The sequence below is a fragment of the Microbacterium sp. ZOR0019 genome, assembly GCF_000800925.1.
Classification (GTDB): domain Bacteria; phylum Actinomycetota; class Actinomycetes; order Actinomycetales; family Microbacteriaceae; genus Microbacterium; species Microbacterium aurugineum.
The window spans coordinates 16,341-31,543 of record NZ_JRKC01000059.1 but is presented as its reverse complement, the minus strand read 5'-3'; the positions used below and the strand labels follow the sequence as shown (position 1 = coordinate 31,543).

The following is a 15,203-nucleotide window of genomic DNA, read 5'->3' as shown; positions in this document are numbered from 1 at the left end:
CCCGCCGAAACCCCCGTCTCCAGACGTCAGCAGTTGGGGGTTTCGGCGGTAAGCGGGGGTCTGGTGCGTGGGTGCGAGGGCTGAGCCTCAGCCCTGCTCCGTGCGCGCCACCGGTGTCTTCTCGTCTTCGCGGAGTGGACGGGCGGCTCCGGAGAACAGCCCCGACAGCACGACCAGCCCGACCAGGATGAACAGCGTGTTGAGCAGACCGATGTGCTCGCTGATGACCCCGAGGACGGGCGGGCCGCCGAGGAAGGCGACGTAGCCGATCGTGGCGGCGGCGCTCACCCGCGCCGCGGCCTTGGCCGGATCGTCTGCGGCCGCGGACATGCCCAGGGGGAAGCCGAGCGAGGCACCGACCCCCCACAGCGCCGCACCGACGAGCACGAGAGGGAAGGTCGGCGCGAGGATGAACAGCAGGATGCCGGACGCCGCGGCGACGGCGAGGATGCGCAGCACCAGGACACGACCGAAGCGGTCGACCAGCGGCCCGCCGAACAGTCGCACCGTCGTCATCCCGATCGAGAACACCGCGAGGGATACCGCCCCCGTGCCCTCCGCGAAGCCGTGCCCCTGTTCGGTGCCCAGTGCGATCCAGTCGTTCGCTCCTCCCTCGGCGAACGACATCCCGAGCATCACCATGCCGAGCAGGTACGTCCGAGGCTCGCGCCATGCCTCCAACGCGGTGTGCATGCGTGCGCGGAACGGCGGCTTCTCGTGATCCGTCGGGTCGAGAGCTGCCTCTCGCGACGGCACCTGGAAGAAGCAGACCACCGCGATCACGGCGATGAGCACGCCGATGACGGTGGCGTGCGTGGCGACGTCGATCCTGAGCTGGGCCGCCAGCGCGCCGATCGCCGCGCCGATGACCGTGCCGAAACTGAAGAAGGCGTGGAACACGGGAAGGATCGTGCGCCTCATCTGCTGCTCGATCGCCGTCGCCTCGACGTTCATCATCACGTCGACCGAGCCGTTGCCGAAGCCGAACAGCGCCATGCCGATCAGGACCACCGTGACGGAGCCGAAGACGTTCGCGCCCAACCCGACGAGCACGATGCCGGTGGCGAACGTCAGCATCGTCAGGAGCATCCCCCGTCGCGCTCCGGTGCGTGCCATCACGGCAGGGCCAGTCGAGATGCCGACGATCGACGCGATGCCCATGCCGAGCAGGATCAGGCCGACCTGCGCGTTGTCGAGATCAAGTGCCTGCTTGATCCCGGGCACGCGCGACGCCCAGGTCGCGATCGAGAGGCCGCTCGCCAGGAAGATGGCGAAGATCGCGGCACGCCAGCGGACGAACTGCGATCGGGTGAGGGCTGAATCCATGCCGCACAGCCTATCGAATCGATTCGACAATTCGGAAACGAAGGGAGCTATCCTCGAAGTATGAGCAGTCAGGAGACGCCACGTCGGCCCACGATCGCTGACGTCGCGCGCGAGGCGGGTGTGGCGACCTCCACCGCCTCGGTCGTCTTCAGCGGCAAGGCGAAGGTGGCCCCCGCGACTCGGGAGCGGGTCCTCGCCGCCGCGGCCGACCTCGGGTACGCCGGCCCCGACCCGCGAGCGGCATCCCTGCGGCGAGGACGCAGCGGCATCGTCGCGGTCGTGCTCGAAGGTCACCTCCGCGCGGCCTTCCTCGACCCGGTCACGACCGCCTTGATGGACGGACTCACCGACGGGCTGGCCGAACTCAGTGCGGGGATCCTGCTGATGCGCGACGAGCCGGGGGAAGAGGGTGCGGGTATCGCCGATGCTCCGGTGGATGCGTTCGTGCTGATCGGCTGTTCGGCACGCACGAGATCCTCACTCGAGATCGTCGTCGGGCGAGGCCTCCCCGTCGTCGTGATCGAGGGAGACGCGGGGGAGTCGATCCCGCGCATCACTCTGGACAACGCGGCAGCCTCCGCCGACATCGCGCGCCATGTGCGGGACCTCGGCCACCGCGACGTCGCCCTGGTTACGCTTCCCCTCGACACCGAACGCGAACGGACGGCGATCACTCCCGAGCGGCTCGCGAACGCCACCGTCGATGTCACGATCCATCGGCTCGCCGGGACGCGAGAGATCTTCCCCGACGCCCTCGCGATATCCGCCGCCGGAAGCCTCATCGACGAAGGGGTGCTGGTGGGAAGGATGCTCCTCGCCGATCCGGCCACCCGGCCGACAGCCGTGCTCGCGCAGAGCGATCTGCTCGCGGTGGGGGTGATCCGCGCCGCGGAGGAGGCGGGACTCCGCGTGCCGGAGGACCTCTCCGTCGCCGGATTCGACGGCATCGCGCTCGACGGTCTCGGAGACCTCAGCCTCACGACCAGCGTGCAGCCGGCTGTCGAGAAGGGGCGGGCAGCGGGGGAGCAGATCGCACGCATGCTCCGGGGCGAACCCGGCATCACGCAGCATCTCACCTGCCGTTTCCACGCCGGCACCACGACGGGCCCCGCCTCGCGCTGACCGGGCACGGTGCGGATCAACTGCGCTGCGGTCCGAGCGGGAGAGCGGTCTCGCCGAAATCGAGGATGCGATAGCGGCCGCAGTCGACCACTTCCTCGGGCACGGCCGGGAGCGGCAGGCTCCACGGGACGGTCTGCGCGTCCTCCAGCAGGAACGTCACCTCCCCGACGTCGAAGTCGTGCCGGTTCACGAGCCAGGCGTAGCCCCGCAGTTCGTGATCCACCTGGACGAGTCGGGCGGGATCCTGCAGATGCAGTTTCGGCAGGCGGACGGTCCAGAACTGCCCGGCGCCGGTGCGGCCGGACGCGTCGATCCACTCGGTCACGCAGGCCAGGTCGGGGTCGGTGACCTGAGCGGCGGCGGCGAGCTGAGGGACGCGTGCTGCGCCGCCCGCCACCAGCAGCGCGACGGACACGGCCGCGAGGATCGGGCGGACCCGTACCGGCATCCGCACGATGCGAGGCGATGCGACGAGCGCGAGCACGGGGGCGAAGGCGAGGGGTTGCAGGTAGCGGGTCGCATGAGTGCCGACCGCGATCGCCCCGACGACGACGAGGACCGGCATGAGCCAGGCGATCGTGGCGACGAAGCGGGTGCCGTCGTCTGAGGCCCGTGCCGTGCGGAAGCCGGCGAGCACGAGGAGTGCGAGGACGAGCAGCCCGGCGATGATCCCGCCGGGGGTCGACAGTCGGCCGATCAGCAGCGCGCCGTAGTACTCCAGAGACTCGGACCACCGCTCGGGCTGCACGTAGCCGGCACCGGTGTTGGCGATCCATGCCGCCAATGGAATGCGTCCGAGGAATCCGAGTATCGTCCCGGCGAGAAGCACGGCCATCACCACGCCGATCCGGGCCCGCTGCGTCGTTCGGATCATGAAGAAGGCGAGCAGCAGGGTGAGCGGTCCCGTCGCCCACACCGCGTAGAGAGGATTCGACAGGGTCGACACGAGGGCCGTGGCGCCGAGCGCGATCAGCGAGACGGCGCCGCGCGACCCCCCGTCCAGCACCCGCCGGACCAGTCCGACCGAGAGCACGACGGCGATGACGGTCGCGGCGTAGTAGGTCGTCGTCAGCGTCAAGGACGCGAGCTCGAGCGCATCCCGAGACGCCGACACCTCTGTCATGGCGAGCACGGAGAAGGCGGCGACGCTCAGCAACGACCACGTGACGGGCGCCGATCGCTCGGACCGACGGCCGGCGACGACGCGAACGGCTCCGTACAGGGCGAGCAGGTTCACCATGGCGCTCACGGCCAACAGACCGTCCACCTCGAACGGCAGGACCGTGTCGAGGCCGGCGAACACCGCGGTCTCGGGGAGGAACAGCACGCTCGACATCGCCCAGTCCAGCGGCTGCCCGGAGAGGACGGACCGTGCGAACATCGCTACGACCAGGGAATCCGCGTCACGGAACAGCAACTCGGAACGCGCGGACGCCGCGACCTGCGCGGCGGTGATCAGTGCCAGCCCGAGGGCTCCGACCCCTCCGGCCAGTTCCCGCACCCACGCCCGCATGCGACCACTCTTGCACGTTCGTGCAGAGCGAGAACCGCGCGGTGCGCCTCCCGTCGGTAAACTGGACGCGAGACCCCCGCGAGAGCTGTGGGGCCGACGACCCCCGAGGGAGCCGCGTATATGCTGACGCTCCTCGCCGTGTTCCTCCTCGGGTCGCTGTTGATGCCCGTTCTGGTGCGCTGGCTCGGAGCTCAGGCGTTCGCGATCGCGGCCCTCGTCCCGGCTGCCGCCTTCGTGCATGCGCTCGTGATGACGCCACAGGTTCTCGATGGTCCGGTTCCGTTCGAGTCGGTCGCCTGGATCCCGCAACTCGGCCTCAACCTGTCCATGAACATGGACGTGCTCGGCTGGGTGCTCACGCTCATCGTCACCGGGGTCGGCGCCCTCGTGCTGCTCTACTGCCGGTGGTACTTCCACGATGACACCGCGGGCATCGGTCAGTTCGCCGGGGTGCTGCTCGGTTTCGCCGGCGCGATGTACGGTCTCGTCCTGACCGACGACCTCGTGATGCTGGTCATGTTCTGGGAACTGACGAGCATCCTCTCCTACCTCCTCATCGGTCATTACCGGCGCCGTGCCGCCAGCCGACGCGCGGCGCTCCAAGCACTCCTCGTGACCACGCTCGGCGGACTCGTGATGTTCGTCGGAGTCGTGCTGCTGGTCGTCGACACCGGCACTTCGAGCATCCGCGAGATCCTCGAGATCGCGCCGTCCGGACCGATCGTGGATGCCGCGATCGTCATGCTGCTGGTCGGAGCGATCAGCAAGTCGGCGCTGTTCCCGTTCCACTTCTGGCTTCCCGGCGCGATGGCCGCGCCTACTCCCGTCAGCGCCTATCTGCACGCGGCGGCGATGGTGAAGGCAGGTATCTATCTGATCGCCCGGTTCGCCCCGATCTTCGCGTTCAGCGCGCCGTGGCGCCCCATCGTCATCACCCTCGGCATCCTGACGATGCTGATCGGCGGCATCCAGGCGCTGCGTGAGACCGACCTCAAGCGCATCCTCGCGTTCGGCACGGTCAGCCAGCTCGGCTTCTTCGCCGTGGTCGTCGGCTACGGAACCCAGGCCGCGGCACTCGCGGGCCTCGCCCTGGTCATCGGTCACGCGCTGTTCAAGTCGGCCCTGTTCCTGATCGTCGGCGTCATCGACCGTCAGCTCTCCACGCGAGACATCACCGAGCTCTCCGGTGTCGGACGCCAGGCTCCCGTCATGGCGACGGCGGCATTCATCTCCATCGCCTCGATGGTCGGCATCGCTCCGACCATCGGTTTCGTCGCGAAGGAATCGACCCTCACCGCTCTTCTCGACGATGCGCTGGGAGGATCCCCGTGGGGTCTGGTCGCGCTCATCGGGGTGGTCCTCGGTTCCATGCTGACTGCGGCATATGGGGCCCGCTTCCTCTGGGGGGCCTTCTGGAAGAAGCGTGATGAGCAGGGACAGCAGCTCCCGGACACCGCTTGGCCCGACCCTCCGGTGGGATTCCTGTCGGCGCCGATCATCCTCGCCGGTGTCACCCTCGCCGCGGGAATCGGCGCCCCTGCGCTCGACGTCGCCCTGCAGGGGTACGCGCTCACCGCGAGCCCCGGGCTCGACCACGCCGGAGAAGCCGTCGAGGGTCCGGGGCATCTCGCCCTCTGGCACGGCTTCGAACCTGCACTGGGCATCTCGATCCTCTCGATCCTGCTCGGCATCGGGCTCTTCCTGCTCAGCCGCAAGACCGGGTGGGATCGCAAGGCCCGCCTGCTGCGCTTCACGGCGGCGGACGTGTACTACCTCGTCATGCGCGGCGTCGACCGCCTGTCGGTCCTGAGCACCACGCTCACCCAGCGAGGCTCCCTGCCGGTGTACGTCGGCACCATCTTCGTGGTGTTCGTCTCCGCAGAGGTGACAGCGCTCATCGCGAGTGACATCGATCGCTACAACCTGTCGGCATGGCACACCCCCGCCCAGATCGTCGTGGCACCGATCATGGCGATCGCCGGAGTCTTCGCGGTCCGTGCGCAGAAGCGCTACACGGGAGTGGTCCTGGTGTCGGTCACCGGCCTGGGGATGGTGGTCCTCTTCGCCACGAGCGGTGCCCCGGATCTCGCTCTCACGCAGATCCTCATCGAGACCGTCACGATGGTCACGTTCGCGCTCGTGCTCCGTCGCCTCCCCGCGCGGATGGGCGAGCACAACGCCTCCGTCGGCCGGGTTCCGCGTGCGCTCCTCGCGATCGGCGTCGGCGTCACGATGGCCTTCATCGCCGTCGTGGCGACCCAGTCCCGGATCGCCGACCCGATCTCGGAGATCTTCCCCGAGATCGCCTACGAGATCGGCCACGGCAAGAACGTGGTCAATGTGGCGCTGGTCGACCTGCGCGGCTGGGACACGATGGGCGAGCTCTCGGTGCTCGTGCTGGCCGCGACGGGTGTGGCTTCCCTGGTGTTCGTCACGCACCGGGCCGACCTTCTGGCGGGCACGAAGAATCTGCCGCGGGCCACCCGCAAGGCCGCCCGCAGCCGCCCGCTCGTCGAGACCACCGAGGGCATCCGCTTCCAGACATCCGAGAACGAGAGCAGCCCGCGTGCCTGGCTCGTCGGCGGACAGAGGATGAAGCCCGAGAACCGCTCGATCCTGCTCGAGGTGATCGTCCGAATCCTGTTCCACACGATCATCGTGGTCTCGATCTTCCTGCTGTTCTCCGGGCACAACCTTCCGGGCGGAGGCTTCGCCGGAGGACTTGTCGCCGGTATGGCTTTGGTCATGCGATATATCGCCGGTGGCCGGTGGGAGCTCGGCGCCGCGGCGCCCACCGACGCCGGGCGACTCCTGGGCACCGGGTTGATCCTCGCCGTCGGCACCGCGGTCGTGCCGCTCTTCTTCGGCCTCGCACCGCTGACCAGCACCTTCTGGGAATGGGAGATCCCCGGCATCGGGCACATGGAGTTCGTCACCTCGACCATCTTCGACGTGGGCGTGTACCTGGTCGTGATCGGTCTGGTCCTCGACGTCCTGCGCAGCCTCGGCGCCGAGGTCGATCGGCAGGCTGCCCTCCGGTCCACACCGGGCCCCGAAGGCTTCCTCTCCCGTGAGGGGAGGAGCCGCTGATGGACGTCTCCCTCACCCTGATCATCATCATGGCCGTGCTCTTCGCCTGCGGCGTGTACGCGATGCTGGAGCGCAGCCTGACCCGCGTGCTGATCGGCTTCCTGCTGCTCGGCAACGCGACCAACCTGCTGCTCCTGATCGTGATGGGAGTGCCGGGCAACGCTCCATTCTTCGGTACCGAAGGCGAGATGAGCGACCCGCTCCCGCAGGCGCTCACCCTCACCGCCATCGTGATCACGTTCGCGGTCTCCGCCTTCCTCCTCGCCCTCATCTACCGCTCCTGGCAGCTCGGCCAAGCCGACACCGTCGAGGACGACGAGGCCGACATCGCGCTCCGCGAGCGCACCGACGCCGACGAAGACCTCATGGACGACGAGTCCGAAACCGACGACGACGAGGCCACCACGGACTTCGTCGGGGTGCAGACTTCGCCGATCACGGTGCTGCACATGCGTGATCACTCCGCCATCCATGACGACGCACCCTTCGATGCGCCCACCGATTGGGGTGGCGACGCAGACCACGACGAACGTCACGACCACGGACAGAACGAGGAGGGCAAGCCATGACCGCCCTCGTCCCGCTCCTCGTCGCCCTGCCGCTCCTGGGAGCCGCGGTCACGCTCGTCTTCGGCCGGAACCCACGGCTCCAGGTCGTCGTCACCGTCGCGACGCTCGCCGCGGTCTCGGTGATCGCCGCGATCCTCCTCGTGGTGGTCGACGGAGGTGAGCCGCTCGCGGTGTCCGTCGGTGGCTGGCCCGTCCCGTTCGGCATCGTGCTCTACGTCGACCGGCTCGCTGCGCTTCTGGTGCTGATCTCGAGCATCGTGCTGGTCGCGGTCCTGCTCTTCTCGGTCGGCCAGGGGGCGGCCGACGGCACCGACGAGACGCCGATCTCGATCTTCAACCCGTCCTACCTGATCCTGGCCGCCGGTATCTTCAACGCCTTCATCGCGGGCGACCTCTTCAACCTCTACGTCGGCTTCGAGATCCTGCTCGTCGCCTCGTACGTCCTGATCACCCTCGGCAGCACCGAGTCCCGGATCCGCACCGGCGCGGTCTACATCGTCGTCTCGCTGGTGTCGTCGATCCTGTTCCTGGCGTCGATCGCGATGATCTACGGTGCGCTCGGCACGGTCAACATGGCGCAGATCGCCGAGCGGATGTCGGAGCTCCCGCAGGAAACGCAGCTGGTGCTGCACCTGATGCTGGTCGTGGCATTCGGCATCAAGGCGGCCATCTTCCCGGTGTCCTTCTGGCTGCCGGACTCCTACCCGACCGCGCCCGCCCCGGTCACCGCCGTGTTCGCAGGCCTGTTGACCAAGGTCGGCGTGTACGCGCTGATCCGCACCGAGACGCAGCTCTTCGCCTCGAACAGCATCGACACCCTGCTGCTCATCATCGCGCTCGCGACCATGATCGTCGGAGTGCTCGGTGCGGTCGCGCAGGCGGAGCTCAAACGAATCCTGTCGTTCACCCTGGTCAGCCATGTCGGCTACATGATCTTCGGTCTCGCGATAGCGACGCCGGCCGCGATCGGTGCGACGGTGTACTACATCGTCCACCACATCGTCGTGCAGACGACCCTGTTCCTCGCAGTCGGCCTCGTGGAACGTCGAGCGGGCAGCACATCGATCCTGCGCGTCAAGGGACTCCTCAAGGTCGCCCCCGTGATCGCCGTGCTGTACTTCGTGCCCGCGATCAACCTCGGTGGCCTGCCACCCTTCTCGGGGTTCATCGGCAAGTTCGCACTGTTCGAGGCGGCGGCCTCCGTCGGCACCCCGCTCATGCTCGTGCTGATCTTCGGTGGCATCATCACCTCGCTGCTCACGCTGTACGCCCTCATGCGCGCCTGGAACCTCGCGTTCTGGCGTGAGGAGGAGGACTCCACCGAGACCGAGGGGCGCATCTCCTACCTCGGCAACGCCCCGGCCGCCGACGAGCAGCAGGAGCGTCGTCGCATCCCGAAGATCATGACGGTCGCGACCGGGGGGATGGTCGCGGTCACCCTCGCCCTCACCGTCTTCGCCGGTCCCCTCTACGCCCTGTGCGACCGTATCGGCGCCGCCCTGCTGCAGCCGGTGAGCCTGGTGCAGCTGGAAGAGGAGGTGGGCTGATGGTGCGCGAGACCCGACGTCATCTCTGGCGCGACATCCGGGTGCAGCTGCCCTTCCTGGCGTGGCTCGTCGTGCTCTGGATGCTGTTGTGGGCGCAGTTCACCGTGCTGTCCTTCCTCACCGGACTGATCGTCGCGATCTTCGTCACCCGCGTCTTCCGGCTGCCCACCGTCGCCCTCTCCGGTCGAGTCAACCTCTGGTACGCGGCGCTCTTCGTCGTGCAGTTCCTCTTCGCCGTGCTCAACGGCGCGCTCTCGGTCACGGTGCAGGTGTTCGACTTCCGCCGCCAACCGGGCACAGCCATCGTCGCGGTGCCCCTGCGCTACGCCGACGACCTGGTGATGACGCACGTCGCCGTGGTGTCCTCACTGATCCCCGGTTCGCTTGTCGTCGAGACCGATCGTGACCGACGCATCCTGTACCTGCACGTGATCGGCGTCCGGACGACCGACGACGTGGAGAAGCAGCGCGCCGGGGTGCTCCGGTGGGAGCGCAGGATCGTGCGTGCGCTCGGCGACCCCGCGCAGTACCGTGCACTCAAGGCCGACGAACGGGCCGGACTCGGAGCGAAGGGCGGTGTCCGATGAACATTCTGCTCCTGCTGATCATGGTCGTCTTCGGTATCGCCGCGATCCTCGCCCTGATTCGCATCGTGCGCGGACCGTCGATCCTCGACCGCGCCGTCGCCTCCGACGTGCTCCTCACCGAGGTGATGTGCGTGATCGGTGCGGAGATGGCGATCAACGGTCACACTCGGAACATCCCCGTCCTCCTCATCATCGCGGCCATCGGAGTGTTCGGGTCGATCGCGGTGGCCCGGTTCGTCGCGAGAAGGGACAACACGACACCATGAACGTGTTCGGTCTCATGATCCCGGATGCCGTCATCGACGTGGCGGTCCTGGTGCTCATCCTGCTCGGCGCCGTGCTGTGCCTGTCGGCGGCGGTCGGACTGCTGCACTTCCGGGATGTGCCCTCCCGTCTGCACGCGGCCACCAAGCCACAGGTCCTCGGGCTCCTGCTCATCTGCATCGCCATCGCCCTGTCGCAGCGGTCGATCGGCGGCATCCTGGTCGGGCTCGTGCTCATCGCGCCGATCGTGCTGATGCAGTTCGCGACCGCTCCGCTCTCGGCGCACATCGTCGGGCGGCAGGCCTATCGGAACGGAACCATCGAGCAGCGGGGCCTCGTCGTGGACGAGCTCGCCGAGTCGAAGCAGACCCCGCCCGCCGCCGGCTGACCTCCCCCCGGGTGTCGCGCCGGCCGGGCAAGGTGTTCTGGGCCCTCTAGCCCGTGACGCGGTTCGCAATTCAGGAGAAGTCGGCGGGGGCAGGCGGAACCAGACCACGTTGATGCCTTATGCCCCCGAGTTTCCTGAATTGTGAACGACATCCGCCAGGAAGGGTGGATCGGCGACGACACCACCCAGTCTGCACATCTCGACGATCAGCAGAAGTCATTCACATTGCCTGGTGGAGCAGCCCTCGGAGTCGTCAGCCCCGCCAGTCTCGATCCGTGCAGAACCTCACTCCAGGACAGCGTGCGACCGCGCTCTTCACGCCGATGCTCCACACCCGCGAAGAACTCCTACATGGCGGTATGACGTCGCGCGAAGTGACAGCCGCAGTGCGCGCGGGGCATCTCCTTCGTCCGCGCAGGAACAGATACGCGCGCCCGGGCATTGATCGGACGGTCATCGAAGCGGTCCGCGCAGGAGGCCGACTCACATGTCTGTCCTTGTTGCAGGTCATCGGAGTCTTCGTCCTGACCAACACGAGGCTGCACGTGCAGGTGCCGAGGAACAGTTCGCGTCTCCCCGCCCGAAAGGCCGATGCGCCGCATCTCCATTGGGTCGATGAGCCGGACGCGCAGCTGCTGCATGTGTCGACTCTTCATGCAGCGGTACGCCATGCCGTTCGTTGTCAGACACCCCGTGCCACGGTTGCCACGCTCGACAGCCTGACTCACCACGGCCTCATGACGATGGCGGAGCTGCAGGCGCTCTTCGAGGATCTGCCGGCGCGGTTCCGACCGCTCCTGCGTCTTGTAGATTCGTCAGCGGCGTCCGGGCCTGAGACGCTCGTTCGTCTCATGCTGCGGGCGCTCGGGCTCGCGTATGAGACCCAGGTCCTCATCTCGGGTGTCGGCTACGTCGACTTCATCGTGGACGGCTGGCTGATCATCGAATGTGACAGCAGGGAGTTTCACGAGGGATGGGGAAAGCAACAGCAGGATCGCCATCGCGACATCGCAGCCGCACGCGCGGGCTACGTGACGATTCGTCCCCTCGCGGCCGACATCCTTCGTAGTCCGCTTTCGGTTCAGGCCGCTCTTCGAGAAATCATCGACGTGTTCGGGGGGAGGTTCGCGGGGCGCGGTGTTCGTAGATCAGGAAAGACGACCTGGCTCTGAGCAGGGACGCGCCGCCTAGAGCCGAGGGCGCGCTGCGTCCTGAGTTGTGAACGCCGACGGTCGGTGAGGGGTCAGAGGCGGGCGGCGAACTCGTGGATCAGCCGGGCTGCGGGCTCGGAGTCGCTGATCAGGGTGCCGTGACCGTGGTCGGGGATGACTTCGAGGGCGGCCCCGGGGATGGCGTCGAGGATTTCGCGGCACCAGCTCAGCGGCGCCAACGGGTCGCTCTCACCGCGGAGCACGAGCACGGGGCACTCGATGCGGACGAACGCGTCTTCGGGCTCGTGCACGATGGTCGCGCGCATCTTCCGGATCAGGTGCGGGCCGCCGCGCAGGTACTCCCTCGCCCCGCGCCAGAGCACCAACGGGCGTTCGCCGATCAGGTCGAGCAGCAGGTACCGCGCCTGGGCACCGACGTTGCGCGCCGCCTTGTTCACGGTGGGGCCGGCCAGCACCACGCCTTCGACGAGGGAGGGATGCCGCGCCGCGAGCTCGGCCGCGATCTGACTTCCCATCGAGTGGCCGATCACGATGACCGGACTCGCCCCCACGTGCGTCAGATAGGCCGCGACCAGGTCGGCGTGCCGCTCCATGGTGAGGGTTCGCGTCGGTTCGGGCGCCTCACCGAATCCGGGGAGGTCGAGTGCGATCACGCGCCCCTCGAGCCGTTGCACGATGTCGAGGTAGACGCTGCGCCCCATGCCGATGCCGTGCAGGAGCAGATAGGTGTGGGGGCCTTCTCCGAACGTCTCTGCGATGAGCGTCGCGCCCCCGTGCTCGAACTCCAGGAGCGTGGCGGGAGTGCCCTTCGGGGCGAGGTAACTGGATGGCACCCACCCACGCTAGCCGAGCACCCTGTGGCACCGCTTCCGACGCCGCCGCTCGCGACGGTTCAACCGGCCGGGGTCAGCACCAGGGTGTCGACGGTCGCCGCCGCGACGGCCTTCTCCGTGAAGGCCCACGGCGTCTGCACGCCGGCGGCCCAGTCCTCGGTCTGGTCGGTGTAGTTCGCGTGGAAGGCGTGGCCGGACGCCCCGGTGAGGTGGTTCCAGGTCGACGCATCGAAGTCCGAGAGGTCGACGACCATGCGCATCGAGGGCACCGTCGTCGTCGCGTACGAGACGCCGAGCGCCCATCCGGTCGCGTTCACCACGGACGCTCCGCCGCCCACGGGGAACGGGCCCCGGTTGAAGAGCGCTTCGATCGGCGCGATGCCGGAGGAGCCGAGGGTGTCGCTCGTGAGGGTGATCGCGTGGAGGTCGCCCCAGTTCCACCGCAGGACGTCTTCACCCTGCAGCGCGGAGAGTTCCTCGTAGGCCTGTTCCGCCGAGAGCTTCAGCATGGACTCCATCCCGTCGACACCGAGCGCTGCGTTGGTCCACAGCGGGTCGGACGGATCCTCGAACAAGTCGGCCACCACGGTGAAGAGCCGGCCCTGCCCGTCGATGGGGAGCGGCTGTTCACGTTCGGCGAAGATGTTCTGCACGAGGTTCGACCAGAGCACGTTGGCATAGGCGGCCGCGGCGGAGGATGCCGAGTTCTGGGCGTCCCACCTGGTCAGCAGTTCCACGGCTTCCTTCGGTCCGGCTCCGCTCACCTCGACGTCGCCCATCACGGTCACGAGGTGCTTGCCGATCCACATCTCGTTGTCCATCTGGATGTCGCGCATGTCTTGGGCGGTCAGCGGAGCGGCCGCCGCGCGTCGTTCGATCAGGTGCGCGATGCGCGCCGCCCGGTACCCGTAGTCCCAGTCGCGGGAGAGGAAGTAGGAGTAGTCATCCGCAACGATCGCGTTGTTCGCGGTCACGATGTACCCCGAGCTGGGGTTGTACGACACCGGCAGTTCCTCGAACGGGATGTACCCGGTCCAGTCGTAGCTGCTGTCCCATCCCGGCTGCGGCATCCACCCGTCGCCGGCGCCCCGGATCGGGAGTCGGCCGGGCGTCTGGTAGCCGATGTTCCCCTCGGTGTCGGCGTAGATCAGGTTCTGGGCCGGCACGTCGAAGAGGGACGCGGCGTAGCGGAAGTCCTCGAAGTCCTGCGCGGTGCCCAGGGCGAAGATCGCGGTCGCTGTCGTGCCCGGGTCGAGGGCGGTCCAGCGCAGGCTGACCGCGTACTCGGCGTCGTCCTCTGCGCCGGGCGCGGGAGTGGTGGCACCACCGGCGTCGAGGGCGGGTGCGGGGTCGTCGGCGATCGCTGTGAAGTCGTCGGTGAGCCCCGAGATGATCGGCCCGTGCACGGTCGAGCGGATCGTCAACTCGATGTCGTCGGAGCCGGCGACCTTGATCGTCTCGGTGCGCTGCTCGAGCGGGACCAGCTTCCCGTCGCGCCAGTACTCGTCGCCGACGACGCGCTCGACGTAGAGGTCGGTCACATCGGTCGTGAGGTTGGTGAAGCCCCAGGCGACCTGGCTGTTGTGCCCGATCACGATGCCGGGCAATCCCGAGAACGAGAAGCCGCTGACGTCGAACGGGCAGTCGTCGTCCACGGTCGAGCAGGTGAGCTGCACCTGGTACCAGACCGAAGGGAGGGAGGCGCCGAGGTGCGGGTCATTCGCCAGCAACGGTGCACCGCTCTCGGTGAGGTCGCCGGAGACCACCCAGGAGTTCGAGCCGATCCCCTCGCCCACATCGCCGACGAGTTCGCTCGCCGCCTCGATGACGCTCGACGTCTCGGTCCACTCGATCGTCGTGGTCGCCTGCTGGATCTGGCCCTCGGTCTCGGGGAGCGTGTAGGCGGCGGGCTCTGCGCCGGTGTCGAGAGTCGGCACCGTGGAGATCTTCGGGACGATCACCGGATTCTCGTCGAACGGATAGTCGGGGTAGAGCTGCGCGAGCAGGTCGCCGGTCTCGGTGGTCGTCTCGTCGGCCTCGCTCGACTCGGCGGCGAGGAGCGAGCGCTCGGTCTCGTTCTCGATGTTGCCCCGGAGGTCCCAGGCCATCGCCTTGAGCCAGGCGACCGAGTCGGCGGGTTCCCACGGCTCGGGTGCGTAGTCCGGGTTCTGTATGCCGAGAACTGCATATTCAAGCGACAGCTCCGCTCCGGAGCGGGAAGCGAGGTAGGCGTTGACCCCGTCGGCGTACGCCTCGTAGTAGCCGCGCGTGATGTCGTCCATCGCCTCGACCTCGGCCTCGGCGACGTCGCGCCAGCCGAGGGTGCGCAGGAACGCATCGGTCGCGGCCTGCGACTCCCCGAACATCTCCGCGACTCGACCCGCGGTCACGTGGCGACGGAAGTCCATCTCGAAGAACCGGTCCTGGGCGTGCACGAAGCCCTGGGCATAGAAGAGGTCGTCGGTGGAGTCCGCCGTGATCGTCGGGATGCCGCGGGCGTCTCGCTGCACCGTGACCTCGGCCTGGAGCCCATCGAGCTCCAGTGTGCCGGCTGTCTGCGGGAAGGAGCGTTGGATCGTCCAGGTCACGAAGAACGCCGCGGCCACGGCGACCACGACGACAGCGGCCACCACCAGGAACGCGATGCGTCCGATCCGGACTCCCAGGGAGGGGCGTGCGGGTGCGGCGGATGCCTGTGAATCAGTCGTCATCGTCGAGAGCTCTTTCGGGTAGACAGGTGGAACTCAGTCCCATCGAGCCCCAGTGCGCGTATCAGGGTCGCGCCTTCGCAT

The 15,203-nt window shown here is 68.0% G+C and carries 12 protein-coding genes; 8 read left to right on the top strand and 4 right to left on the bottom strand.

The window, feature by feature from the left end:
• Window positions 1-87: 87 nt before the first annotated feature.
• Window positions 88-1,326, bottom strand: coding sequence for an MFS transporter (locus L978_RS12585; RefSeq protein WP_047523467.1), 1,239 nt, complete (start codon window positions 1,324-1,326; stop codon window positions 88-90).
• A gap of 60 nt (window positions 1,327-1,386) precedes the next feature.
• Between L978_RS12585 and L978_RS12580 the strand changes: the two genes are divergently transcribed.
• On the top strand, window positions 1,387-2,448 hold the full coding sequence (locus L978_RS12580; protein ID WP_047523465.1) for a LacI family DNA-binding transcriptional regulator: 1,062 nt from the start codon (window positions 1,387-1,389) through the stop codon (window positions 2,446-2,448).
• A 16-nt stretch (window positions 2,449-2,464) separates the two neighbouring features.
• On the opposite strand, the gene L978_RS12575 is transcribed toward L978_RS12580, so the two are convergent.
• Window positions 2,465-3,961, bottom strand: coding sequence for a hypothetical protein (locus tag L978_RS12575; RefSeq protein ID WP_047523463.1), 1,497 nt, complete (start codon window positions 3,959-3,961; stop codon window positions 2,465-2,467).
• Between the two features lie 120 nt (window positions 3,962-4,081).
• On the opposite strand from L978_RS12575, the gene L978_RS12570 reads away from it, so the two are divergent.
• The 7 genes from L978_RS12570 (at window position 4,082) to L978_RS12540 (ending at window position 11,578) form a co-directional block, all read left to right on the top strand.
• Window positions 4,082-7,051 (top strand): Na+/H+ antiporter subunit A, encoded by a 2,970-nt coding sequence (locus L978_RS12570; RefSeq protein WP_047523458.1) that lies wholly within the window; start codon window positions 4,082-4,084, stop codon window positions 7,049-7,051.
• Entirely contained in the window at window positions 7,051-7,620 is a 570-nt protein-coding gene (locus L978_RS12565) for a Na(+)/H(+) antiporter subunit C (RefSeq protein WP_052193689.1), read from the top strand. Before L978_RS12570 ends, L978_RS12565 begins: the two co-directional genes overlap by 1 nt.
• Window positions 7,617-9,167, top strand: coding sequence for a Na+/H+ antiporter subunit D (locus L978_RS12560; RefSeq protein WP_047523454.1), 1,551 nt, complete (start codon window positions 7,617-7,619; stop codon window positions 9,165-9,167). Before L978_RS12565 ends, L978_RS12560 begins: the two co-directional genes overlap by 4 nt.
• Window positions 9,167-9,754, top strand: a complete 588-nt coding sequence (locus L978_RS12555) for a Na+/H+ antiporter subunit E (RefSeq protein ID WP_047523452.1) — start codon at window positions 9,167-9,169, stop codon at window positions 9,752-9,754. The genes L978_RS12560 and L978_RS12555 overlap by 1 nt, the downstream gene beginning before the upstream one ends.
• Window positions 9,751-10,020, top strand: a complete 270-nt coding sequence (locus L978_RS12550) for a monovalent cation/H+ antiporter complex subunit F (protein WP_047523448.1) — start codon at window positions 9,751-9,753, stop codon at window positions 10,018-10,020. The genes L978_RS12555 and L978_RS12550 overlap by 4 nt, the downstream gene beginning before the upstream one ends.
• Complete coding sequence (gene mnhG / locus L978_RS12545; protein WP_047523444.1) at window positions 10,017-10,406, top strand: monovalent cation/H(+) antiporter subunit G; 390 nt, start codon at window positions 10,017-10,019, stop codon at window positions 10,404-10,406. The genes L978_RS12550 and mnhG overlap by 4 nt, the downstream gene beginning before the upstream one ends.
• Before the next feature lie 275 nt (window positions 10,407-10,681).
• A complete protein-coding gene (locus tag L978_RS12540; RefSeq protein ID WP_197055661.1) occupies window positions 10,682-11,578 on the top strand; it encodes an endonuclease domain-containing protein in 897 nt (298 codons plus the stop codon).
• A gap of 71 nt (window positions 11,579-11,649) precedes the next feature.
• On the opposite strand, the gene L978_RS12535 is transcribed toward L978_RS12540, so the two are convergent.
• Window positions 11,650-12,411, bottom strand: a complete 762-nt coding sequence (locus tag L978_RS12535; protein ID WP_047523443.1) for an alpha/beta fold hydrolase — start codon at window positions 12,409-12,411, stop codon at window positions 11,650-11,652.
• Window positions 12,412-12,470: 59 nt separating this feature from the next.
• The gene (locus tag L978_RS12530; protein WP_081997040.1) at window positions 12,471-15,122 is read right to left on the bottom strand and encodes a penicillin acylase family protein; all 2,652 of its coding nucleotides are present in this window, start codon (window positions 15,120-15,122) and stop codon (window positions 12,471-12,473) included.
• Window positions 15,123-15,203 lie beyond the last annotated feature (81 nt).